The 21,271-nt window shown below is 71.6% G+C and carries 22 protein-coding genes; 10 read left to right on the forward strand and 12 right to left on the reverse strand.

Annotated elements, in window-relative coordinates; translation table 11 throughout:
* Positions 1-36 precede the first annotated feature (36 nt).
* A complete protein-coding gene (locus AC07DO_RS21530) occupies positions 37-474 on the reverse strand; it encodes a gamma-glutamylcyclotransferase family protein (protein ID WP_055568517.1) in 438 nt (145 codons plus the stop codon).
* Positions 475-595: 121 nt separating this feature from the next.
* Between AC07DO_RS21530 and AC07DO_RS21535 the strand changes: the two genes are divergently transcribed.
* On the forward strand, positions 596-2,044 hold the full coding sequence (locus AC07DO_RS21535) for an NAD(P)H-quinone dehydrogenase (RefSeq protein ID WP_479061738.1): 1,449 nt from the start codon (positions 596-598) through the stop codon (positions 2,042-2,044).
* Positions 2,045-2,220: 176 nt separating this feature from the next.
* Positions 2,221-3,192, forward strand: coding sequence for a DeoR/GlpR family DNA-binding transcription regulator (locus AC07DO_RS21540; protein WP_479061740.1), 972 nt, complete (start codon positions 2,221-2,223; stop codon positions 3,190-3,192).
* Between the two features lie 94 nt (positions 3,193-3,286).
* Here AC07DO_RS21540 and AC07DO_RS21545 read toward each other — a convergent pair whose 3' ends face one another.
* The 4 genes from AC07DO_RS21545 to AC07DO_RS21560 all read right to left on the reverse strand — a co-directional run bounded on the left by AC07DO_RS21545 (position 3,287) and on the right by AC07DO_RS21560 (position 6,946).
* Positions 3,287-3,850, reverse strand: a complete 564-nt coding sequence (locus AC07DO_RS21545; RefSeq protein ID WP_479062456.1) for a TetR/AcrR family transcriptional regulator — start codon at positions 3,848-3,850, stop codon at positions 3,287-3,289.
* Between the two features lie 115 nt (positions 3,851-3,965).
* Complete coding sequence (locus tag AC07DO_RS21550; RefSeq protein WP_161237085.1) at positions 3,966-4,139, reverse strand: hypothetical protein; 174 nt, start codon at positions 4,137-4,139, stop codon at positions 3,966-3,968.
* A gap of 5 nt (positions 4,140-4,144) precedes the next feature.
* The gene (locus AC07DO_RS21555; RefSeq protein WP_479061742.1) at positions 4,145-5,035 is read right to left on the reverse strand and encodes a hypothetical protein; all 891 of its coding nucleotides are present in this window, start codon (positions 5,033-5,035) and stop codon (positions 4,145-4,147) included.
* 138 nt (positions 5,036-5,173) lie between these two features.
* Positions 5,174-6,946, reverse strand: coding sequence for an acetyl/propionyl/methylcrotonyl-CoA carboxylase subunit alpha (locus tag AC07DO_RS21560; RefSeq protein ID WP_479061744.1), 1,773 nt, complete (start codon positions 6,944-6,946; stop codon positions 5,174-5,176).
* 354 nt (positions 6,947-7,300) lie between these two features.
* Here AC07DO_RS21560 and AC07DO_RS21565 point away from each other — a divergent pair, with 354 nt between their 5' ends.
* A complete protein-coding gene (locus tag AC07DO_RS21565) occupies positions 7,301-7,732 on the forward strand; it encodes a hypothetical protein (RefSeq protein ID WP_479061747.1) in 432 nt (143 codons plus the stop codon).
* Between the two features lie 2 nt (positions 7,733-7,734).
* On the opposite strand, the gene AC07DO_RS21570 is transcribed toward AC07DO_RS21565, so the two are convergent.
* The 4 genes from AC07DO_RS21570 to AC07DO_RS21585 form a co-directional block, all read right to left on the reverse strand.
* Positions 7,735-8,343: a nucleoside triphosphate pyrophosphatase gene (locus AC07DO_RS21570; protein WP_479061748.1), complete on the reverse strand. Its 609-nt coding sequence runs from the start codon at positions 8,341-8,343 to the stop codon at positions 7,735-7,737.
* A 64-nt stretch (positions 8,344-8,407) separates the two neighbouring features.
* Positions 8,408-8,536 carry a morphogenic membrane protein MmpB gene (mmpB, locus tag AC07DO_RS21575; protein ID WP_479061750.1) on the reverse strand — a complete coding sequence of 43 codons (129 nt, stop codon included), beginning with the start codon at positions 8,534-8,536 and terminating at the stop codon, positions 8,408-8,410.
* An 80-nt stretch (positions 8,537-8,616) separates the two neighbouring features.
* Complete coding sequence (locus AC07DO_RS21580) at positions 8,617-8,823, reverse strand: acyl-CoA carboxylase subunit epsilon (RefSeq protein ID WP_150216520.1); 207 nt, start codon at positions 8,821-8,823, stop codon at positions 8,617-8,619.
* A gap of 24 nt (positions 8,824-8,847) precedes the next feature.
* Positions 8,848-10,476 (reverse strand): acyl-CoA carboxylase subunit beta, encoded by a 1,629-nt coding sequence (locus AC07DO_RS21585; RefSeq protein ID WP_479061752.1) that lies wholly within the window; start codon positions 10,474-10,476, stop codon positions 8,848-8,850.
* A 126-nt stretch (positions 10,477-10,602) separates the two neighbouring features.
* Between AC07DO_RS21585 and AC07DO_RS21590 the strand changes: the two genes are divergently transcribed.
* The 5 genes from AC07DO_RS21590 (at position 10,603) to hutH (ending at position 17,072) form a co-directional block, all read left to right on the forward strand.
* Positions 10,603-11,463, forward strand: coding sequence for a biotin--[acetyl-CoA-carboxylase] ligase (locus AC07DO_RS21590; RefSeq protein ID WP_479061754.1), 861 nt, complete (start codon positions 10,603-10,605; stop codon positions 11,461-11,463).
* A 609-nt stretch (positions 11,464-12,072) separates the two neighbouring features.
* Positions 12,073-13,263, forward strand: a complete 1,191-nt coding sequence (locus tag AC07DO_RS21595) for an adenylate/guanylate cyclase domain-containing protein (protein ID WP_479061756.1) — start codon at positions 12,073-12,075, stop codon at positions 13,261-13,263.
* A 77-nt stretch (positions 13,264-13,340) separates the two neighbouring features.
* Positions 13,341-14,138 carry an enoyl-CoA hydratase/isomerase family protein gene (locus tag AC07DO_RS21600; protein ID WP_479061758.1) on the forward strand — a complete coding sequence of 266 codons (798 nt, stop codon included), beginning with the start codon at positions 13,341-13,343 and terminating at the stop codon, positions 14,136-14,138.
* 85 nt (positions 14,139-14,223) lie between these two features.
* Positions 14,224-15,390, forward strand: a complete 1,167-nt coding sequence (locus AC07DO_RS21605) for a GGDEF domain-containing protein (protein ID WP_479061761.1) — start codon at positions 14,224-14,226, stop codon at positions 15,388-15,390.
* Positions 15,391-15,533: 143 nt separating this feature from the next.
* Positions 15,534-17,072: a histidine ammonia-lyase gene (gene hutH, locus AC07DO_RS21610; RefSeq protein ID WP_479062457.1), complete on the forward strand. Its 1,539-nt coding sequence runs from the start codon at positions 15,534-15,536 to the stop codon at positions 17,070-17,072.
* A 28-nt stretch (positions 17,073-17,100) separates the two neighbouring features.
* Here hutH and AC07DO_RS21615 read toward each other — a convergent pair whose 3' ends face one another.
* From AC07DO_RS21615 to AC07DO_RS21625, 3 genes are all read right to left on the reverse strand, one after another.
* Entirely contained in the window at positions 17,101-17,874 is a 774-nt protein-coding gene (locus tag AC07DO_RS21615) for a polysaccharide deacetylase family protein (RefSeq protein ID WP_479061762.1), read from the reverse strand.
* Positions 17,875-18,069: 195 nt separating this feature from the next.
* Complete coding sequence (locus tag AC07DO_RS21620) at positions 18,070-18,861, reverse strand: inositol monophosphatase family protein (RefSeq protein WP_479061764.1); 792 nt, start codon at positions 18,859-18,861, stop codon at positions 18,070-18,072.
* Complete coding sequence (locus AC07DO_RS21625; protein WP_479061766.1) at positions 18,858-19,193, reverse strand: LAETG motif-containing sortase-dependent surface protein; 336 nt, start codon at positions 19,191-19,193, stop codon at positions 18,858-18,860. The genes AC07DO_RS21620 and AC07DO_RS21625 overlap by 4 nt, the downstream gene beginning before the upstream one ends.
* A gap of 110 nt (positions 19,194-19,303) precedes the next feature.
* Between AC07DO_RS21625 and AC07DO_RS21630 the strand changes: the two genes are divergently transcribed.
* Both AC07DO_RS21630 and AC07DO_RS21635 read left to right on the forward strand, forming a co-directional pair.
* Positions 19,304-19,636, forward strand: coding sequence for a hypothetical protein (locus tag AC07DO_RS21630; RefSeq protein WP_479061768.1), 333 nt, complete (start codon positions 19,304-19,306; stop codon positions 19,634-19,636).
* Between the two features lie 251 nt (positions 19,637-19,887).
* Positions 19,888-21,150, forward strand: a complete 1,263-nt coding sequence (locus tag AC07DO_RS21635) for a L,D-transpeptidase (protein WP_479061769.1) — start codon at positions 19,888-19,890, stop codon at positions 21,148-21,150.
* Positions 21,151-21,271 lie beyond the last annotated feature (121 nt).

Raw genomic sequence — 21,271 nt, forward strand, 5'->3', positions numbered from 1 at the left:
TCCGACGAGATGTGGGGGAGAGCCGGGGCGAAGGCCCTAGCAAGGGCGCTTGCGCAGTTCCATCACATAGTCGTGGGGTGCCCCCGCCGATTCCGCCGCGTCCGCGAGTTCGCCCAGGTAGCGGGCCGAGGGGAGCCCTCCCTCGTAACCGTTGAGGACGTACACCCAAGCGGGTTCCTCGCCCTCCAGGGTGTCCACGCGGACCCGCATGCGCCGGTAGATGTCGAGGCCGACGCCTTCCCAGCGGTCCATGGAGTCCTCGTCCATGGGGGCGATGTCGTAGAGCGTGACGAAGACCTGGGAGCGCGGCGCCTCGACGAGCGTGGCCAGCGCGCCTTCCCAGCCCATGTGTTCCCCGCCGAACGTGAGCCGCCAGCCCGTCAGCCACCCGGTCGCGCGCAGCGGTGAGTGCGGTGCGCGGCGTGACATGAGCCGCGGATCCAGATTGCCGGCGTACGCGGCGTAGAGCGACATGTGGTCGAGGGTACGGCAGCAATCAAGTGCGCCCCTCCTGGAACGGGAGGACCGCCCGGACGGGGGGCCGTCGCACGGACGGAGGCCCCCGGGGAGTGAGCACCTTGAAGCGTGCGGGACAATGGAGTACGTGACTCGGATCGTGATCATTGGCGGCGGACCCGGCGGATACGAGGCGGCTCTTACGGCCGCCCAGCTCGGCGCGGAGGTGACCGTCGTCGACTGCGACGGTCTGGGCGGGGCGTCGGTGCTCACCGACTGCGTGCCGTCCAAGACTCTGATCGCCACGGCCGAGGTGATGACCACCTTCGATTCCTCGTACGAGGAGCTGGGGATCATCGTCGCCGACGACACCCCGCACATCGACACGCCCGCGCGCGTGGTCGGTGTCGATCTGGGCAAGGTCAACCGCCGTGTGAAGCGGCTCGCGCTCGCCCAGTCCCACGACATCACCGCGTCGGTGACACGGGCCGGTGCGCGCGTGCTGCGCGGTCGCGGGCGGATCGAGGGGCAGCAGGACGTCGACGGGTCGCGGAAGGTCGTCGTGCGGGCCGCGGACGGGAGCGAGGAGACTCTTGTCGCCGATGCCGTGCTGATCGCGACCGGTGGCCACCCGCGCGAGGTGCCCGACGCCCAGCCCGACGGCGAGCGGATCCTGAACTGGACCCAGGTGTACGACCTCGACGAGCTGCCCGAGGAGCTCATCGTGGTCGGCTCGGGTGTGACCGGTGCCGAGTTCGCCGGTGCCTATCAGGCGCTCGGGTCGAACGTGACTCTCGTGTCCAGTCGTGACCGGGTGCTTCCGGGTGAGGACCCGGACGCCGCCGCCGTCCTGGAGGACGTCTTCCGGCGCCGCGGCATGAACGTGATGTCCCGCTCCCGCGCCGCTTCCGCCAAGCGCGTCGGGGACCGGGTCGAGGTCACCCTCGCCGACGGCCGCGTCATCTCGGGATCGCACTGCCTGATGGCCGTCGGCGCCATCCCGAACAGCAGCGGCATGGGCCTGGAGGAGGCCGGGGTCAAGCTGAAGGACTCCGGGCACATCTGGACCGACAAGGTGTCGCGGACGTCGGCCCCCGGCGTGTACGCGGCCGGTGACGTGACCGGGATCTTCGCGCTGGCCTCCGTCGCCGCCATGCAGGGCCGCATCGCGATGTACCACTTCCTGGGCGACGCCGTGCAGCCGCTCAACCTGAAGGCCGTGTCGGCGAACGTCTTCACCGACCCGGAGATCGCGACCGTCGGCTACAGCCAGGCCGACGTCGACGCCGGAAAGATCGACGCCCGCGTGGTGAAGCTGCCGCTGCTGCGCAATCCGCGCGCGAAGATGCAGGGCATCCGCGACGGCTTCGTCAAGATCTTCTGCCGTCCGGGCACGGGCATCGTGGTCGGCGGTGTGGTCGTGGCACCGCGCGCTTCGGAACTGATCCACCCCATCTCGATCGCGGTCGACAACAATCTGACGGTCGAGCAGATCGCGAATGCGTTCACCGTGTACCCGTCGCTTTCGGGATCGATCGCGGAGGTGGCGCGTCAGCTGCACACCCGGAAGACGGCGGGCGAAGGCTGATCCTGTCGGCGGCCTGAAACAACTCTCCGCAGGTCACGCACTGTTGTCGCCCATTCGCGCGGCATAGGCGGGGAGAGTAAGCACCTATACCACTTCCCACCCTGCCGTGCGAACAACTTCGGTAATTCGGCGCAAACTGCTGAAAGCAGACGGTCGTTGGGGTTACTGTCAGTTTCGTGTTCGCTGCAGAACGTCGCCAATTGATCCTCGAAATGGTGCGGGCCAACGGGGCGGTATCGCTCCGTGAGCTCGCCCGCGTCGTCCAGACCTCCGAAGTGACCGTACGGCGGGACGTGCGCGCGCTGGAGGCAGAAGGACTCCTCGACCGCCGACATGGCGGTGCGGTATTGCCGGGCGGATTCACGCGGGAGTCCGGCTTTCCGCAGAAATCACATCTCGCGACCGCCGAGAAGACGGCAATCGCCGATCTCGCGGCGGGCCTCGTCGAAGAGGGCGAAGCCATCGTCGTCGGGGCGGGTACGACCACGCAGGAGCTGGCCCGACGGCTCGCGCGGGTACCCGGCCTGACCGTAGTCACCAACTCCCTCCTGGTGGCACAGGCGCTGGCACACGCCAACAGGGTGGAAGTCGTCATGACCGGCGGCACCCTGCGCGGCTCGAACTACGCGCTGGTGGGCAGCGGGGCCGAGCAGTCCCTCCAGGGGCTGCGGGTGTCACGGGCCTTCCTGTCGGGCAGTGGTCTGACCGCCGAGCGCGGCCTCTCCACGTCCAACATGCTCTCCGCGAGCGTGGACCGCGCGCTGGTCCAGGCGGCGGCCGAGGTCGTGGTCCTCGCGGACCACACCAAGCTCGGCACCGACACGATGTTCCAGACGGTGCCGACGGACGTCATCACCCGCCTGGTCACGGACGAACCACCGGGTCACGACGACCGGGCCGCCACGGAACTGCAGGCCCTGGCCGACCAGGGCGTCCAGATCACGGTGGCGGGCGGTGCCGCAGGCCCTAACTCCGCGCCCGGTGTCGACTCCGTCCCGGCGGGGCGCCAGCCGCGCCGGGACGTGCCCCTGCCGGGTCAGCGTCGCAACCACGGGGCGGGCCCGGGCCAGCAGTTGCGCAGTGCGCTCCTCGGGGAACAGCCCCCCGGGGAACGGGCGGCGCGGGTCGCGGACCTGCGCCGCCGCTGAGAGCCTGCCTGTGAACCCCAGGCGGCCGCGGGACCGTCGGGCGGGGTCGCGGTGCCGTCACGGACCGTGACGGCACCCCGGGTGGGCGCCGGTGCTACGCCGGTGTCCGCCCGTCGGCCTTCAGCCCCCGCAGGGTCAGCGTGAGCAGGCGGTCGGCCAGCTCCGGATCGTCCGGAGTCTCCTCGGCCGCCAGGGAGATCGCGTTGGTCAGCTGGAGCAGGTCGCCGATGGAGACGTCGGGCCGCACCGCCCCCGCCTCCTGCGCACGGAGCAGCAGGGCCGCGCCGGCCTCGCGCATGGGCATGCTGCACTGCGCGAGCGCCGAAGTGTCGTCGTGCGACGCCGACATGAGCGCGCTCGACAGGCCGCGATACTCACCCGCATGAGTGATGATGGCGCGCAGCCACGCCACCAGCGCGGAGCACGGCTGCGGGTCGTCGAGCAGCGCGTGCGAACGCGCGAGCAGGTCGCACACCGCGTCCTTCCATACCGCGCTCATCAGCGCGTGCCGGTTGGGGAAGTGCCGGTAGAGCGTGCCGATGCCGACGCCCGCGCGGCGCGCCACGTCCTCCAGGGACGCGCCCGTGCCGTGCTCGGCGAAGGCGGAGCGCGCCTCGGCGAGCAGCCGGTCGTAGTTGCGGCGGGCGTCGGCCCGCATGGTGCGCGCCGACTGTGCCGCCTGCTGCGGCGCTCTCGCCTGCTGGCCCGTGCCGGTCGTCATCCCCGCACCCTTCGTGAACGTACGCGTCCCCCAAGGATGCCACTGCCCGTGGTCAGGGATCCTGGCGGGCGAAGAAGGCGTCCAGCTCCGCGCGGGCCCTGCGCTCGCGGCGATGCGGCGGCAGGGAGCCGCCGCTCAGGTTCCGGGTCAGCCACAGGACCAGCGGATACGTGACACAGGTGCCGAGGACGAGACCGCTCAGCACACCGGTGACCAGGTCACTCATGATCATCAACTCACCTTCGTACGAAACTTCTTGAGGCCACCGCCGGTGGGCGCCGCCGGTCCCGGGTCGCGGAAGCCGTCCCGCGCCGTCGCGATCATCGTGGCGCCGTTGTCCGGGACGACCGCGCCGTAGCCGAGGAGCCGCCAGCGGGCGTCGACGGCGTCGCTGTCGTAGTACGGCACCGGGCCGCCCTCCGACGGCACAAGGAGCGGCTCGGGGCCCTTGGCGCAGCCGTGGCAGGCGGCGACCTCCTCGGTGCCGTCAGGGGCGCCGGGAAGCGCCACGCGCGCGTGGCCGCGGTCGTGCAGCGGGTTGAAGTAGCAGGGCGGGTCGGGCCGCAGCGGCCGCTCCGTCACCAGGGCCTCCAGGGCGCGCATCCCGATGCGGCTGAACTCGACCGCCGCGACGAGCTCGCCGAGGGCGTGCGCCGCGTCGTACGCCGGGTCGGGGCTCCGCGGGCCCTCGCCGACCGGGGCGATCACGGAGTTGCTCGCCTGGATCGACGCGGTGACCGCGAACGAGGCGAGCTCCGCGCGCAGTTGCGGCGCGAGCGTGCAGGTGCGGCGGAGCGTGTCGCCGAGCGCGGAGGCGTCGCTGAGCAGCCCGGCCTGCCGTTCGGCGTGCGGGCGCAGGGCTGCCGGGTCGCCGTCCGGGTCCGGCGGCGCGGCCGACCAGTCGGGCGCGGGCAGGGGCAGCGCGAAGGTGTAGGGGCGGCGTCTGCCCAGCGGCAGGTGGGTGAAGCGGCGCAGGAGCGCGACGGACAGAGCCGTGGACAGGCCGAGGGCGAGCCCGGCCTCGTAGCGCTGCCCGGCGTTCGCGGCGGCCGCGAACCATCCGGTCGTACCGATGACGGCTGCCGCTGCGAGCAGCCCGACGACGTCCCCCGTGCGTTTCACTGAAGTCCCCCCGTGGCCTTCGGCTCTACGCGGGGGAGGACGCGGGGCGGGGCGGGGGCGGTTCCGGGGGCAGGTGCGAATGCCGAAGGGCCGGGCCGGAGAGACCGGCCCGGCCCTTCGCGCGTGTGTCTGCTGCGGTCAGTCCTTGATCTCGCAGATCACCGCGCCGGACGTCAGGCTCGCGCCGACCTCCGCGGCGAGACCCTTGACCGTGCCCGACCGGTGCGCGTTCAGGGGCTGTTCCATCTTCATGGCCTCCAGGACGACGATCAGGTCGCCCTCCTTGACCTCCTGGCCCTCCTCGACCGCGATCTTGACGATCGTGCCCTGCATGGGCGAGGCGAGGGTGTCACCGGACGCCGCGGGGCCCGACTTCTTGGCCGCGCGGCGCTTGGGGCGGGCGCCGCCCGCCGCCGCGGTGCGCGCGATGGTCATGCCCAGCGACGACGGCAGCGAGACCTCCAGGCGCTTGCCGCCGACCTCGACGACGACCGTCTCGCGGCCCGGCTCCTCGTCCGTCTCGCCGTCTCCGGTGGCCGTGAACGGCGGGATCTCGTTGACGAACTCGGTCTCGATCCACCGGGTGTGGATCGTGAACGGGTCGCTGGAGCCGGTCAGCTCGGGCGCGAACGCCGGGTCCGTGACGACGGCGCGGTGGAAGGGGATGGCCGTGGCCATGCCCTCGACGTTGAACTCCGCCAGCGCGCGGGAGGCGCGCTGCAGCGCCTGCTCACGGGTGGCGCCGGTGACGATCAGCTTGGCGAGGAGCGAGTCCCAGGCCGGGCCGATGACCGAGCCGGACTCGACACCCGCGTCCAGGCGGACACCGGGGCCCGACGGCGGCGCGAACGTGGTGACGGTGCCGGGCGCGGGCAGGAAGTTGCGGCCCGGGTCCTCGCCGTTGATGCGGAACTCGAAGGAGTGACCGCGCAGTTCGGGGTCGTCGTAACCGAGCTCCTCGCCGTCGGCGATGCGGAACATCTCGCGGACGAGGTCGATGCCGGCGACCTCCTCGGTGACCGGGTGCTCCACCTGCAGGCGGGTGTTGACCTCCAGGAAGGAGATCGTGCCGTCGACGCCGACGAGGAACTCGACGGTGCCCGCGCCGACGTAGCCGGCCTCCTTGAGGATCGCCTTGGAGGCGGCGTACAGCTCGGCGTTCTGCTCGGCGGTCAGGAACGGCGCGGGCGCCTCCTCGACGAGCTTCTGGTGGCGGCGCTGCAGCGAGCAGTCACGGGTCGAGACGACCACGACGTTGCCGTGCTTGTCGGCGAGGCACTGGGTCTCGACGTGCCGCGGCTTGTCGAGGTAGCGCTCCACGAAGCACTCACCGCGGCCGAAGGCCGCCACGGCCTCGCGCACCGCGGAGTCGTACAGCTCCGGGACCTCTTCGAGCGTGCGGGCGACCTTCAGACCGCGGCCGCCACCGCCGAACGCCGCCTTGATGGCGATCGGCAGGCCGTTCGCCTCGGCGAAGGCGACGACCTCGTCGGCGCCGGACACCGGGTCGGGCGTGCCCGCGACCAGCGGGGCGCCCGCGCGCTGCGCGATGTGGCGCGCGGCGACCTTGTCGCCGAGGTCGCGGATGGCCTGCGGCGGCGGGCCGATCCAGTTCAGGCCCGCGTCGATGACGGCCTGCGCGAAGTCGGCGTTCTCCGAAAGGAAGCCGTAGCCGGGGTGGATGGCGTCCGCCCCCGCGTCCTTGGCCGCGGCCAGCACCTTGGAAATGTCCAGGTAGCTGGTGGCCGGAGTGTCACCGCCCAGCGCGAACGCCTCATCGGCTGCCCGTACATGCAGCGCGTCCCTGTCAGGGTCTGCGTAGACGGCTACGCTCGCGATCCCTGCATCCCGGCATGCCCGGGCAACGCGGACAGCGATTTCGCCACGGTTGGCGATGAGCACCTTGCGCACGATGGCTCCCTCCTTGAAACAAGCCGAGTTTAGGGACTGCCGACACGGCCTTACGACCCGTCCCCAATGGTGAGCTTGCCCACACGGAGTGTCACTCGAGACCGGCTAGGTTCGCGAAAACCCTTGTCGCACCGCGGTACGCAGGGTCCCTCCACGGCAGCGTAGCCCTCCGGTGTGGTCAAGGTCTCTGTGAGTCAGCGCTGCGGACGCCCGGCTTTCTTTGTGGAGTCCCTACGAATGGCCCAATGATTCTTTGCCCGCGGCGCAGCCCTTGTCCCCCGTTCTACCCGTTAGTAGCGTTCGCGATGGCTCGGACGTACTAGCGGTAACAGCAAGCGGAAGAGGGTGGGCGCCGTGGCGCGCAGACCGGTGGCCTGGGTTGGCGCGATCGTTCTCCTCGCGGAGGCGGTCGGCATCGCGCTCCTCAACGTGATTCTCGGCTACGTCGTCGACAACCAGGACATGTCCCTGGCCGGCCTCGATCCGCAGGCGATGACCGTCTCGACCTGGATCGCCGGCGCCCTCGTCGGCGGCTACCTCGCGCTGTGCGCGTTCGTCCTCGCCCGCGCCGCCGCACGCGACCGCGCCCCCGGCACCTTCGGACGCATCCTCCTGATCAGCTGCGCCGTCGTGCACGCGCTTCTGGGCGCCTTCTGCGTCGGCCTGGTGGGCTGGGCCGCGTTCGCGTTCATGATGGTCGTGCTCGGCCTGATCGTCCTCACGCTCGTGGCGTACGAGAGGAAGGCGCAGCAGGAGGGCGAGGCGGCCCAACCGCAGGCCGCCTGAGGCTACTGCCGCCACAACTCCGTGATGCCCACGCCCAGTTCCGCGAGGAGGCGGCGCAGCAGCGGCAGCGAGAGGCCGATGACGTTGCCGTGATCGCCCTCGATGCCCTCGATGAACGGCGCCGAGCGGCCGTCCAGCGTGAACGCCCCCGCCACGTGCAGCGGTTCACCGCTCGCCACGTACGCGGCGATCTCGGCGTCGGAGGGCTCGCCGAAACGGACGACGGTGGACGCCGTCGCCGACGCGTACCGCCCGGAGACGGTGTCGCGGACGCAGTGACCGGTCTGCAGGACGCCCGCGCGGCCGCGCATGGACTTCCAGCGGGCGGTGGCGTCCTCGGCGTCGGACGGCTTGCCGAGCGCCCGGCCGTCCAGCTCGAGGACCGAGTCGCAGCCGATGACCAGTGCGCCCTTGGCGTCGGGCCGCGCGGCGACCACGGACGCCTTGGCCTCGGCCAGGGCGAGGGCGAGCTCCGCGGGGGTCGGCGCGGACACCTTGTCCTCGTCGACACCGCTGACGATCACCTCGGGGGCGAGGCCCGCCTGCCGGAGCAGGCCGAGCCTGGCGGGCGACTGGGAGGCGAGGACGAGACGGCGGGGCTGATCAGTCATGCGGTCAGCGTAGCGATCGCCCGCGCGGGCGCGGCAGGCGTGCGCTCCTCACTGGGTGCGGTCCTCAGTGGGTGTTGAGCACGAACATCGCGATGACCATCGCCAGGGCGAGGACGAGGCCCGCGCGGCGCATCTTCGCCTGCAGGTCCCGCATGTCCTTCGGAGGGTTGTTCTCCGGGTCCGACCACAGCATGCAATCGATACTGCGGCCGGGCGGGCCGGGGCGCCTGAGTACGCGTACTCAAGTTCCCCGGGCCCGGGGCCGTCCCGGCGCTAGCCGGGCCAGTAGCTGCGGCCCCACGCGGTCGGCGAGGGGGCGGGCAGCCGGTGGCGGGCCACCCGCGCGGGGTCCGCCCAGGAGTCGGGCGGCGCGGGCGCGCCGGACGGTCCGTCCGCCACCGCCGCGGCGCGCACCTGGACCACCGCCAGGGCGGCGGCGAGCTCCTCCGGGGTCGGATTTCCGCGTACGACCTTGATCATGAGGGCTCCTTACGTGATCGCGGCTTACAGGGGGATGTTGCCGTGCTTCTTCGGAGGGAGGGATTCCCGCTTCGTACGCAGCTGACGCAGGCCGCGCACGAGGTGGGAGCGGGTTTCGGACGGCATGATCACCGCGTCGACGTAGCCGCGCTCGGCCGCCGTGTACGGGTTGAGCAGGGCGTCCTCGTACTCCTGGATGAGCCGCGTCCTGACCTCCTCGACGTCGTCCCCGGCCTCGGCGATCGTGCGGCGGTGCAGGATGTTGACCGCGCCCTGCGCGCCCATCACCGCGATCTGCGCAGTCGGCCAGGCCAGGTTCAGGTCGGCGCCCAGGTGCTTGGAGCCCATCACGTCGTACGCGCCGCCGAACGCCTTGCGCGTGATGATCGTGATCAGCGGGACGGTGGCCTCCGCGTACGCGTAGATGAGCTTCGCGCCGCGGCGGATGATGCCCGTGTGCTCCTGCTCGACGCCCGGCAGGAAGCCCGGCACGTCGACGAAGGTGATGACCGGGATGTTGAACGCGTCGCAGGTGCGGACGAAGCGGGCGCCCTTCTCCGAGGCGTCGATGTTCAGACAGCCCGCGAACTGCGTCGGCTGGTTGGCGACGATGCCCACCGGGTGGCCCTCGACCCGGCCGAAGCCGGTGAGGATGTTCGGCGCGAACAGCGGCTGCGTCTCGAAGAACTCGGCGTCGTCCAGGACGTGCTCGATGACGCCGTGCATGTCGTACGGCTGGTTCGCGCTGTCCGGGATCAGCGTGTCCAGCGCCAGGTCCTCGTCCGTGGGCGCGAGGTCCGCCTCCTCGGGGAAGGCCGGCGGCTCGCTGAGGTTGTTCGAAGGCAGGTACGACAGGAGCGACTTGACGTACTCGATCGCGTCCTTCTCGTCGCCCGCCATGTGGTGCGCGACACCGGAGGTGCTGTTGTGGGTCCGGGCGCCGCCGAGCTCCTCGAAGCCCACGTCCTCGCCGGTGACGGTCTTGATGACGTCGGGTCCGGTGATGAACATGTGCGAGGTCTGGTCGACCATGACCGTGAAGTCGGTGATCGCCGGGGAGTAGACGGCGCCGCCCGCGCACGGCCCGACGACCAGGGAGATCTGCGGGATCACACCGGAGGCGTGCGTGTTGCGGCGGAAGATCTCGCCGTACATGCCGAGGGCCATGACGCCCTCCTGGATGCGGGCGCCGCCGGAGTCGTTGATGCCGATGACCGGGCAGCCGGTCTTCAGCGCGAAGTCCATGACCTTGACGATCTTCTGGCCGAAGACCTCGCCGAGCGCGCCGCCGAAGACGGTGAAGTCCTGGGAGAACACGGCGACCGGGCGGCCGTCGACGGTGCCGTAGCCGGTCACCACGCCGTCGCCGTACGGCCGGTTCTTCTCCAGGCCGAAGTTGGTCGACCGGTGCTGGGCGAACTCGTCGAGCTCGACGAAGGAACCCTCGTCGAGCAGCAGTTCAATGCGTTCGCGCGCCGTCAGCTTCCCCTTGGCGTGCTGCTTCTCGACCGCTCGGGCCGAGCCCGCGTGCTTGGCCTCCTCGATGCGGCGCTGCAGGTCGGCAAGTTTCCCCGCGGTCGTATGGATGTCGATGGCGCCGTCTTCGGCGGTGCGGTCTGACGCGGGCACGTTGGGCTGTTCCGGCTCGGACATCGGGATGCGGCTCCCTGCCTGCTCAAAGGTGCTTGTCTACGGCTGTACGGCTGGCTACTGACCCGTAGCGTATCGGCGCCGATACCGTTCGGCAGTGCGGCGTTTGCCACACCTAAGGTGGCTTGCATGACGCCGTCAGATGCTGAAGACAACCGCTGGTCCGACCTCGAAAGGCCGCCCCTGAACGCGGCCTCGCTCCGTCGGACGCTGCTCAGGGACGGCGGTTTGTGGTCCTCCCTCGACGTGGTGGCCGCGACCGGCTCCACCAACTCCGACCTCGCGGCGCGCGCGGACGAGCTTCCCGAAGGGGCGGTCCTCGTCGCCGAGGAGCAGAGCGCGGGGCGCGGCCGCCTCGATCGCCGCTGGTCCGCGCCCGCGCGCTCCGGCCTCTTCTTCTCCGTGCTGCTCAAGCCGGCGGAGGTGCCGGTCGAACGGTGGGGGTGGCTGCCGCTGCTCACGGGCGTCGCGGTGGCGACGGGCCTCTCGCGGGTCGCGGGTGTGGACACGGCACTCAAGTGGCCGAACGACCTCCTGGTAACGGTCGGTGACCAGGAACGGAAGGCGGGCGGCATCCTCGCGGAGCGGGCGGGCTCGGCGTCCGGCGGGGGCATCGTCATCGGCGTCGGCCTCAACGTCACGCTGCGCGAGGACGAGCTGCCCGTACCCACGGCGGGATCGCTCGCCCTGGCCGGTGCGAGGGTCACGGACCGTGATCCCTTGCTCCGGGCCGTGCTCCGCTCCCTGGAGGACTGGTACACCACCTGGCGCGACGCGTCCGGCGACCCCGCCGCCTCCCGCCTCCAGGAGACCTACGCGGCGGGCTGCGCGACGCTGGGCCGCCGGGTCCGCGCGGAACTCCCCGGCGACCGTTCCCTGGTGGGCGAGGCGGTGGCCGTGGACGGCGACGGCCGTCTGGTCCTCGCTACGGAGGACGGGGTGCAGGAGCCCGTGGGGGCGGGGGACATCGTGCATTTGCGGGGAGTCTGAGGGTTCTGGCCCCTGGGCCTTGGGCGGGGTTTTTCGGGGGCGTCGTTCTTCTCGGGCGGGGTTCTTCGGGTGCGTCGTTCTTCTCGGGCGGGGTTCTTCGGGTGCGTCGTTCTTCTCGGGCGGGGTTCTTCGGGTGCGTTTTCGGCTGCGGGTGCGTTGTGGCTTGTCGCGCAGTTCCCCGCGCCCCTGGCTTCGTCTCTGGGGCGGGGGCGCGGGGGTATGTACGTACTCGCCATCCCTGCGCCCCGCTGCACGGGCAAAGACGCCACAGTCCGCTCGGTGCTCCGTGCGCACATACCCCCGCGCCCCCTCGGGCCGGTTGTGCGGGTGCGGCCCGGTGGGGGCCTCGGCCTCCCAGGGGGCGAGCCCCGAGGGGGTGTCCTGGAGGTGTGGGACGTTGTGGGCTTTTGCTTTCAGGGGTACGGGGTGCTGTGGGCGCGGGGAACTGTGCGAGCGGCCGCCACGGACCGCACTCGCCCACGCGGGGAGGGGTCCACCTGGGCGGGACCGTTCAAGGGCCGGGGCCCGTCGGGAGTGAGCTGCGGCACACCTGCCGTAAAGTTGGCGCCGGTCGATACCTGACCGCGGCAGATCGGAAGGGCAGCAGGCGTGACCGTCGACGACACGGGCTCGGGCGAGGGCGAGCACCCCGCCTCCGACGGCGGGGACGGCCGTACCGCCGGGTCCGTGGCCGGCCGTGCGAGCAACGACTTCGGCGTACCCGAAGTGGGCGAGAAGGGTGAAGGTGACGCGGAGAAGGACCCCCTCGCCCTCCGCCTCGAACAGCTCATCCTCGGCGCCGACCGTCGCTACACCCCCTTCCAGGCCGCCCGCAGTGCGGGCGTCTCGATGGAGCTGGCGTCCCGCTTCTGGCGGGCCATGGGCTTTCCGGACATCGGGCAGGCCAAGGCCCTCACCGAAGCGGACGTACTCGCTCTGCGCCGCCTCGCGGGCCTCGTCGAGGCGGGCCTGCTGAGCGAGGCCATGGCCGTGCAGGTGGCCCGGTCGACGGGGCAGACCACCGCCCGGCTCGCCGAGTGGCAGATCGACTCTTTCCTGGAGGGGCTGACGGAGCCGCCCGAGCCGGGCATGACGCGGACCGAGGTCACGTATCCGCTGATCGAGCTGCTCCTGCCCGAGCTGGAGGAGTTCCTCGTCTACGTGTGGCGCCGCCAGCTCGCCGCCGCCACCGGCCGCGTCGTGCAGGCCGCGGACGACGAGGAGATGGTGGACCGGCGGCTCGCCGTCGGCTTCGCCGACCTCGTCGGGTTCACCCGGCTGACCCGGCGCATGGAGGAGGAGGAGCTCGGCGAGCTCGTCGAGGCCTTCGAGACCACCGCCGCCGATCTCGTCGCCGCGCACGGCGGGCGGCTCATCAAGACCCTCGGCGACGAGGTCCTGTACGCCGCCGACGACGCGGGCGTCGCCGCCGAGATCGCACTGCGCCTCATCGAGACCATGGCCAACGACGAGACGATGCCGGAGCTGCGCGTCGGCATCGCCTTCGGGACGGTGACGACCCGCATGGGCGACGTCTTCGGCACGACCGTGAACCTCGCGAGCCGCCTCACGTCGATAGCGCCGCGGGACGCCGTCCTCGTGGACGGCGCCTTCGCGGAGGAGCTGACCCGCACGGGCGACGCGCCCGCCTCCGAGACGCAGGCCGCTGAGGAGGCCGCCGCGGCGGAGAAGGAGGGCGAGGTGCCGCCCTCGTACCGCTTCGCGCTCCAGCCGATGTGGCAGCGCCCGGTCCGCGGTCTCGGCGTCGTCGAGCCGTGGCTCCTGGCGCGGAGAGGCTGAGGAGTCCCTTCCCTCCCGGACCGGCCCGGTGACATGATCCCCGCGTAACGGTCGTTAACCGGAGGTGGAGGAGCGTCATGGGCGACGAGCAGCGGTACGGGGAGTACGTGGCGGTCAGGCGGCACGGCCACGTCGTCGAGCTCGTCCTCGACCGCCCCAAGGCGATGAACGCCGTCTCCTCGGAGATGGCCCGCTCCATCGCCGCCGCCTGCGCCGCCCTGTCCGAGGACCACGACGCCCGCGTCGTCGTCCTGACCTCCACCCACGAGCGGGCGTTCTGCGTGGGCGCCGACCTGAAGGAGCGGAACTCCTTCAGCGACGCCGAGCTGCGCCGCCAGCGTCCCACGACCCGCGCCTCGTACACCGGCGTCCTGGAGCTTCCGATGCCCACCGTCGCCGCCGTGCACGGCTTCGCGCTCGGCGGCGGGTTCGAGCTCGCGCTCTCCTGCGACATGATCGTCGCGGACGGGACCGCGGTCGTGGGACTTCCCGAGGTGTCCGTCGGTGTCATCCCCGGCGGTGGCGGAACCCAGCTCCTGCCGCGCCGCGTGGGCGCCGCCCGCGCCGCCGAGCTGATCTTCTCCGCGCGCCGCGTGGAGGCCGCGGAGGCGCGGGAGTTGGGTCTGGTGGACCTGCTGGTGGCGGAGGGCGAGGCCCGCACGGAGGCGCTGGCGCTCGGCGCCCGCATCGCCGCGAACTCGCCGGTCGGCCTGCGCGCGGCCAAGCGCGCCCTGCGCCTCGGGCACGGCCTCGACCTGCGGGCGGGCCTGGAGGTCGAGGACGCGGCGTGGCGCACGGTGGCGTTCTCGGCCGACCGGGCGGAGGGTGTCGCGGCCTTCAACGAGAAGCGGAAGCCGGAGTGGCCCGGCGAGTAGCGGAGCCGGGGCCCCAGCGGTGTGAGCAGGGAGGTTTCCATTGCGCCGAGGTTCCAAAACGCCCTAAACCTCCTAATCTAGTGAAATGGGTGAGGATGTCCGGCTGCGGGCCGTGGTCGAGCTGGCGCAGGGAATGGCCGCCGCGCACACTCCGCGCGAGTCCTGGCGGGCGGCCGCTCTCGGCACCTGCCGCGCACTGAACGGGAGCTTCGCCGCGCTGTCCGTGTGGGAGCGGGACATGGGCCGGCTGCGGGTCCTCGTGAACGCGGGGCAACGCGTCCACGGCGAGGAGGAGTTCCCGGAGAGCGAGGCGTACCCCGTCCACCAGTTCCCGGAGATCACCGAGTTCCTGCACGAGCACTGGGCGGGCGGCGGCGAACCGCACGCCTGGGTCGAGACCGCCGAGGGCCCCGCCGACGCCCGCGAGCCCGGCTACTGCCACCAGCGCGTCGCCGCCCTGCGCCGCCGGGGCCGCGGCTGCTGCGTGGTCGCCCCGGTCGTGCTGCACGGGCGCGCGTGGGGCGAGCTGTACGTGGCGCGGCCGCCGGGCGCGCCGGTCTTCGAGCGGGCCGACGCGGACTTCGCGACGGTCCTGACGGCGGTGGTGGCCGCAGGGATCGCGCAGACCGAGCGTCTGGAGGAGGCGCGCCGCCTGGCCTTCACGGACGCCCTGACGGGGCTCGCCAACCGTCGCGCGGTCGACCTGCGACTCGACGAGGCGGTGGAGCGGCACCTCGCCGAGGGGGCCGTGGTGAGCCTGGTCGTCTGTGACGTCAACGGCCTCAAGCGGGTCAACGACACCCAGGGCCACGCGGTCGGCGACCGCCTCCTCGAACGCTTCGGCTCGGTCCTCTCGCTCTGCGGCGCGATGCTGCCGGGGACGCTCGCGGCACGCCTCGGCGGCGACGAGTTCTGCCTCGTCGCGGTCGGGCCCACCGCCGACGAGGTGGTGCGGGTCGCCGACGAACTCTGCGTACGCGCATCCGAGTTGGAGCTCGGCGACGGGGTCGCGTGCGGAGTGGCGTCGACCGGGGACCCGATCGGCGCGGTGCGCTCGGCCCGGCGCCTCTTCCGGCTCGCGGACGCGGCGCAGTACCGGGCGAAGGCCGCGCGTGCGGCGAAGCCGGTGGTGGCGGGGCGCGAGGGTGTGGACGACCCGGTGGTGCGGCTCGCGGACGCGCCCGCGGGGGCCCGTCGGACGGGGGAGCGGCGCACGTTCCGGGGGCGGGGGCCGCGGCCCACCGGCGGTTGACAGCGGCATGATCGTGATGGGTTGGGCGCGCCGCCCCGTAAGCGCTCGGACGCGGCTGACCTCGCGGTAAGTGGCTCACGTCAATTCCGCCCGTGACACCTGGCGATTCAGTCCGTACGCTGCTGAATATGGATATGCACAGCGTGGGCACCGTGGCCCTTGGGACCTCCGGGACGACCGCGGCGGACGTCATCGCCGTCGCGCGCGGCAACGCACGGATCGAACTCTCCGCCGACGCGCGCGCGGCGCTCGCCGCCGCCCGCGAGATCGTCGACGCGCTCGCGGCCAAGCCCGAGCCCGTGTACGGCGTCTCGACCGGTTTCGGCGCCCTGGCCAGCCGTCACATCGGCCCGGAACTCCGCGCCCAGTTGCAGCGCAACATCGTCCGCTCGCACGCGGCCGGCATGGGCCCGCGGGTGGAGCGCGAAGTGGTGCGCGCGCTGATGTTCCTGCGCCTGAAGACGGTCTGCTCCGGCCACACGGGCGTACGCCCCGAGGTCGCGCAGACCATGGCCGACGTGCTCAACGCGGGCATCACGCCCGTCGTCCACGAGTACGGCTCCCTCGGCTGCTCCGGCGACCTCGCGCCGCTCAGCCACTGCGCGCTGACGCTGATGGGCGAGGGCGACGCGGAGGGCCCGGACGGGGAGGTGCGGCCCGCGGGCGAGCTGCTCGCCGCGCACGGCATCACGCCGGTCGAGCTGCGCGAGAAGGAGGGCCTCGCCCTCCTGAACGGCACCGACGGCATGCTCGGCATGCTCGTGATGGCCCTCGCCGACCTGGAGACCCTCTACAAGTCGGCCGACATCACCGCGGCCCTCACACTGGAGGCGCTGCTCGGCACTGACAAGGTCCTCGCGCCCGAGCTGCACGCCATCCGCCCCCACCCGGGCCAGGCCGCCTCCGCCGCCAACATGCTCGCCGTCCTCGCCGGGTCAGGACTCACCGGCCACCACCAGGACGACGCGCCGCGCGTCCAGGACGCCTACTCCGTGCGGTGCGCGCCGCAGGTCGCGGGCGCGGGCCGGGACACGATGGCCCACGCACGGCTCGTCGCCGAACGCGAACTGGCCGCCGCCGTCGACAACCCGGTCGTTCTTCCCGACGGCCGCGTCGAGTCCAACGGCAACTTCCACGGCGCCCCGGTGGCGTACGTCCTCGACTTCCTGGCCATCGCGGCGGCCGACCTCGGCTCGATCGCCGAGCGCCGCACCGACCGGCTGCTCGACAAGAACCGCTCGCACGGCCTGCCGCCGTTCCTCGCGGACGACGCGGGCGTCGACTCGGGCCTCATGATCGCCCAGTACACGCAGGCCGCCCTGGTCAGCGAGATGAAGCGGCTCGCCGTCCCGGCCTCCGCCGACTCCATCCCGTCCTCCGCCATGCAGGAGGACCACGTCTCCATGGGGTGGTCGGCTGCCCGCAAGCTGCGCACCGCGGTCGACAACCTCACCCGCATCGTGGCGATCGAGCTGTACGCCGCCACGCGCGCCGTCGAACTCCGCGAGGGCCTCACCCCCGCGCCCGCGACGCAGGCAGTCCTCGAAGCCGTCCGCAAGGCGGGCGTCGAGGGGCCCGGCCCCGACCGCTTCCTCGCACCGGACCTGGCGGCGGCGGACGCGTTCGTCAGGTCGGGCGCGCTGGTGACGGCGGTCGAGCCGGTGACGGGGCCGCTGGCCTAGCGCACAAGTCCTTCGGCGCACAGGTCTTCTAGCGCACCGGAAAGCCGAAGGTGTAGCCCTGCGCCTTCAGCCGGGGGAGGAGCCGGCGCAGGGCCTCGACGGTCTGGGTGCGGTCGCCGCCCGCGTCGTGGAAGAGGAGCGTCGGACCGTTGGGCAGCTCGCGCTCGACGGTCGCGACGATGGCGTCCGTGCCCGGGAGCTCGAAGTCCTTGGTGTCCACGTTCCAGCCCAGCGGGCGCATGCCGCGGTCGGCGGCGAGCTTGCGGCTGTACGGGGTGAACGCGCCGCCGGGCGCGCGGTAGTACATGGGGCGGACGCCGCCGGACGCCTTGGTGATCATGCGTTCGGCGTCGAGTATCTGCTGGGACTGGTAGGCGTTGGACTCCTTGTCCATGCCGGTGTTGTGCGAGATCGAGTGGTCGCAGAGGCGGTGCCCGTCCGCGACGACCTTCTTCACGATGTCGGGGTGGGCCTGCGCCTGCGTCCCCACCATGCAGAACGTGGCCTTCACCCCGTTCTGTCGCAGCAGGTCGAGCATGCGAGGGGTCCACTTGGGGTCGGGGCCGTCGTCGATGGTGATGTTGATCCCGCGCTTCCCCTTCTCCGAGGCGTGCGCGATGGTCCTCGACACCGGCTTCACGTTCTGGCCGGGATCGGCAGGAGCGGACGCCTCCGGCGACGCGTTGTCCGCGTCGCCGGCCTGCGCGGTCCACACGGAAGCGCCGGTGGCGAGCATCGTCACCCCGAGTGCCGCCCCGATCAACTTGCCGTACCAGCCCCGCCCGCCGCTGTGCCGTGCCATGCCCGCCCCTCTCGCCAAGTCCTCGCCGTTTCCCCGGTCGCCGCCGTGCGGCCACCCCGCAGGACGAGTCAGGGAGACGAGAGGATGCGTCTGTTACGGATCACGGACAATTCCGCAGGAGTTCGCGGACAACTCGCGGGCGATTCGTGGGCCCATCGGGGGCGAACCGCCGGGTTGCGGGCCGTTCCCCGGCATCTAGCCGCGGGTCATCGACAGCAGCAGCGCATGGGTCTCCGCGTCGGCCGCCGCCACGAGCCCGCGGCCCCCCGGCCCCAGCGGGGCGCCGTCAACTCCGGTGACCACACAGCCCGCTGCCCGGCACAGGGCGATGCCCGCGGCGAAGTGCACACTGCCGGAGAGGTCCCCGCCGTCGGTGACGTACGCGGCACGCCGGCCCGCCGCGACCCACGCGAGCGCCAGCGTCGTGGACACGACCCGCGGCCGGAACCGCGCACCGAACTCCGGGTGGGCCAGCAGGTCCACGCCGCGGAATCCGGGCGCGCTCGGGAAGGGCGGATCGAGGTTGACGTCGACGAGCCGGGTGTCGGGGGAGGGGACCAGCGGCGCGTCGGCCGCTCCGTCCCGCACCCACGCGGACGTCCCGTCCGTGTGGAACACCTCGCCGCTGAACGGGTCCGCCACCGCGGCCGCGCCGTCGCGCAGCGCCACGTTGACGGCCACGAGCATGTTTCCCACGGCGTAGTTCAGGGTTCCGCAGAGCGGGTCCACCAGCCACTGGCGCACGGCGTCGGCAGCCCCTCGCCGGCCGCCCTCCTCGCCGAGCACGGTGTCGCCCGGCCGGGCGGCGCGTATGACGTCGAGGATCGCCTTCTCGGCCGCCACGTCGGCCTCGGTGGCGAAGTCGCCCGCGCCCTTGTCGATGCGGTCGAGCCGTCGTCCGTACAAATCGCGTACGACGTCCGCGCCCGCGTGTGCCGCGGCGATCGCGGTCTCCGTATCGCCGGAGTACGGCTGCGAGGTGATCACCGCGGCAGAGCGGCGGCCCGCGGGGCGGGGCCACTCGTGCGCTCCCTGCGGACCGAGAAGACCACGAAGCCCGCGCCGAGACCCAGGAACGCGGTGCCGCCGACGACGTACGGGGTCGTGTCGAAGCCGCCGGTCTCCGCGAGGCGGTCGGAGGCCTCGGCGGTCGTCCCGGCAGGGGTCCCGGACGCGGTCCTGTGCTGCGAGGGAGCGCTCTCGCTCCGAGGGGTCTCGTGCGTCGCGGGCGATGTCGCGTTGGCGGAGGGGACGAAGCACAGGGCGCCGAGGAGGGCTCCGGCGGCGGCGGTGGTCAGCAGTGATCGGCGTGCGGACACGGAATCGGATCCCCCTTGTGGCGCTGGCGAATTGGCCGTGTGGGGCGATGCTAATGAAAGGTGCGGGTCGCGGGAAAGTCGCGAGCTCCGGGGGCCGTACCCTCCGTCGTATGAGTGGAGACGAGACATCACGGTTTGTACGGCTCAGGGTCGAAATGGTCGTCGAGGTGGGTGACGCGGAGAAGCTGACCGGCGCCGCCCTCGGCCACATCGCCGAGGACGAGCAGATGCCCGCCGAGGAGCGGGCACACGCGGAGGCCGCGGTTCAGGAGGACGTCGCCGAGGCGCTCGCCTACCTCGTGGACCCCTTCGACCTGGTCAGTCAGGTGCCGGGCACCGAGCTCACCCAGGCCTCGTGGAGCAGCGAGTCGGTCGACTACGACCCCGACGCACCGGACTGGGACCCGGACGAGGATGATGACGAGGACGACGACGTCTTGTAGTCCGGATTGAAGAATGCGGAATCGGGAACCCCGGGCAGCAACCGCCGCCCGGGGTTCCGTCGTCTCACCCCGCACGGTCCGGCCCCCATCAGCCCGAGGGGCGACGAGAGACAATTCCAGTACCGGGAACGTGGTGTTCCCCACACTCTTCGCGGTAGTGGAACGGGACGAACCGGGCAGGACGTTATGCGGGATTACGGGGGACTCTCGGGGTTGATTCTGGGGATTCGGCAACTATGGAGATGCGTGTGATGACGGACAGTATGCGTCGCAGGCTCGGACGTGGGCGCAAGAGCGCCGCGGCCGTGTCCGCCCTGGTGAGCGGGGTGCTCGTGCTCTCGGCATGCAGCAGCGACGACGGCGACAAGGCTTCGGGCGGCAAGGAGTCGCAGAACCAGGTCGACGAGGCGGCGGCGAAGAAGACCTCCGTCGCCCAGATCAAGATCGCGCCGAAGAACGGCTCCGACAACGCAAGCATCAACAGTGCGGCCGCTGTCACGGTGAGCGAGGGAACGCTCACGGACGTGACGATGAAGGCCGATGACGGCACCGCCGTCGCCGGCAAGATATCCGCGGACAAGAAGAGCTGGAAGCCCAGTGCCCAGCTCGAGCGCGCCACGAAGTACAAGATCTCGGCGACCGCCAAGGACTCCGAGGGCCGCAAGGCGCACGAGAACTCGGCGTTCACGACGGTCTCGAAGGCGAACAGCTTCATCGGCAACTTCACGCCCGAGGACGGCTCCACGGTCGGCGTCGGTATGCCCGTGTCGATCAACTTCGACAAGGCGATCACCAACAAGAAGGAAGTCCAGTCCGCCGTCAAGGTCTCGTCCGACAGCGGCCAGGAGATCTCCGGCCACTGGTTCGGCGCGAACCGCCTGGACTTCCGGCCCGAGCAGTACTGGAAGGGCAACTCCACGGTCACCCTGAAGCTGAACCTCGACGGCGTCGAGGGCGCCGACGGGGTCTACGGCGTGCAGCAGAAGACCGTGCAGTTCAAGATCGGCCGCAACCAGGTCTCCGTCGTCGACGCCAAGACGAAGCAGATGAAGGTGATGCGGGACGGCAAGGTCGTCAAGACCATCCCGATCTCCGCGGGCTCGCCCGAGAACAAGACGTACAGCGGCAAGATGGTGATCTCCGAGAAGTTCAAGGAGACCCGGATGGACGGCGCGACCGTCGGCTTCAAGGACGGCGACGGCAAGGGCGAGTACGACATCAAGGACGTCCCGCACGCCATGCGCCTGTCGAACTCCGGCACGTTCATCCACGGCAACTACTGGGGCTCGCCGTCCATCTTCGGCGGCGCCAACACCAGCCATGGCTGCATCGGCCTCCAGGACGCCAAGGGTGCGGGCGACAAGAGCACGCCGGGCTCCTGGTTCTACGAGAACTCGATCACCGGTGACGTCGTCGACGTCCGCAACACCGGCGACAAGACCGTCGCCCCGGACAACGGCCTCAACGGCTGGAACATGGACTGGGCGCAGTGGAAGGCCGGCTCGGCCGTCTGACCCCCTGCTCGAACCGGTCCCTACGGAAGCGGGGGGGGGGGGGGGGGGGGGGGGGGGGGGGGGGGTGTCCCGGTGTTCCTGACCGACGACGGGTGGGGAGAAAAAGCGCTGGGATGCGTGG

This window comes from Streptomyces sp. NPDC045678 (assembly GCF_056432085.1).

What these genes read in the sequence shown, in the direction of transcription:
- AC07DO_RS21605 (WP_479061761.1), top strand. Translation starts at nt 14,224, where the DNA reads ATGGGTGAGGATGTCCGGCTGCGGGCCGTGGTCGAGCTGGCGCAGGGA.
- AC07DO_RS21580 (WP_150216520.1), bottom strand. Translation starts at nt 8,823, where the DNA reads ATGATCAAGGTCGTACGCGGAAATCCGACCCCGGAGGAGCTCGCCGCC.
- AC07DO_RS21600 (WP_479061758.1), top strand. Translation starts at nt 13,341, where the DNA reads ATGGGCGACGAGCAGCGGTACGGGGAGTACGTGGCGGTCAGGCGGCAC.
- mmpB (WP_479061750.1), bottom strand. Translation starts at nt 8,536, where the DNA reads ATGCTGTGGTCGGACCCGGAGAACAACCCTCCGAAGGACATGCGGGAC.
- AC07DO_RS21635 (WP_479061769.1), top strand. Translation starts at nt 19,888, where the DNA reads ATGACGGACAGTATGCGTCGCAGGCTCGGACGTGGGCGCAAGAGCGCC.
- AC07DO_RS21630 (WP_479061768.1), top strand. Translation starts at nt 19,304, where the DNA reads ATGAGTGGAGACGAGACATCACGGTTTGTACGGCTCAGGGTCGAAATG.
- AC07DO_RS21590 (WP_479061754.1), top strand. Translation starts at nt 10,603, where the DNA reads ATGACGCCGTCAGATGCTGAAGACAACCGCTGGTCCGACCTCGAAAGG.
- AC07DO_RS21615 (WP_479061762.1), bottom strand. Translation starts at nt 17,874, where the DNA reads ATGGCACGGCACAGCGGCGGGCGGGGCTGGTACGGCAAGTTGATCGGG.
- AC07DO_RS21530 (WP_055568517.1), bottom strand. Translation starts at nt 474, where the DNA reads ATGTCGCTCTACGCCGCGTACGCCGGCAATCTGGATCCGCGGCTCATG.
- AC07DO_RS21545 (WP_479062456.1), bottom strand. Translation starts at nt 3,850, where the DNA reads ATGCGGGCCGACGCCCGCCGCAACTACGACCGGCTGCTCGCCGAGGCG.
- AC07DO_RS21535 (WP_479061738.1), top strand. Translation starts at nt 596, where the DNA reads ATGGAGTACGTGACTCGGATCGTGATCATTGGCGGCGGACCCGGCGGA.
- AC07DO_RS21570 (WP_479061748.1), bottom strand. Translation starts at nt 8,343, where the DNA reads ATGACTGATCAGCCCCGCCGTCTCGTCCTCGCCTCCCAGTCGCCCGCC.
- AC07DO_RS21550 (WP_161237085.1), bottom strand. Translation starts at nt 4,139, where the DNA reads ATGAGTGACCTGGTCACCGGTGTGCTGAGCGGTCTCGTCCTCGGCACC.
- AC07DO_RS21585 (WP_479061752.1), bottom strand. Translation starts at nt 10,476, where the DNA reads ATGTCCGAGCCGGAACAGCCCAACGTGCCCGCGTCAGACCGCACCGCC.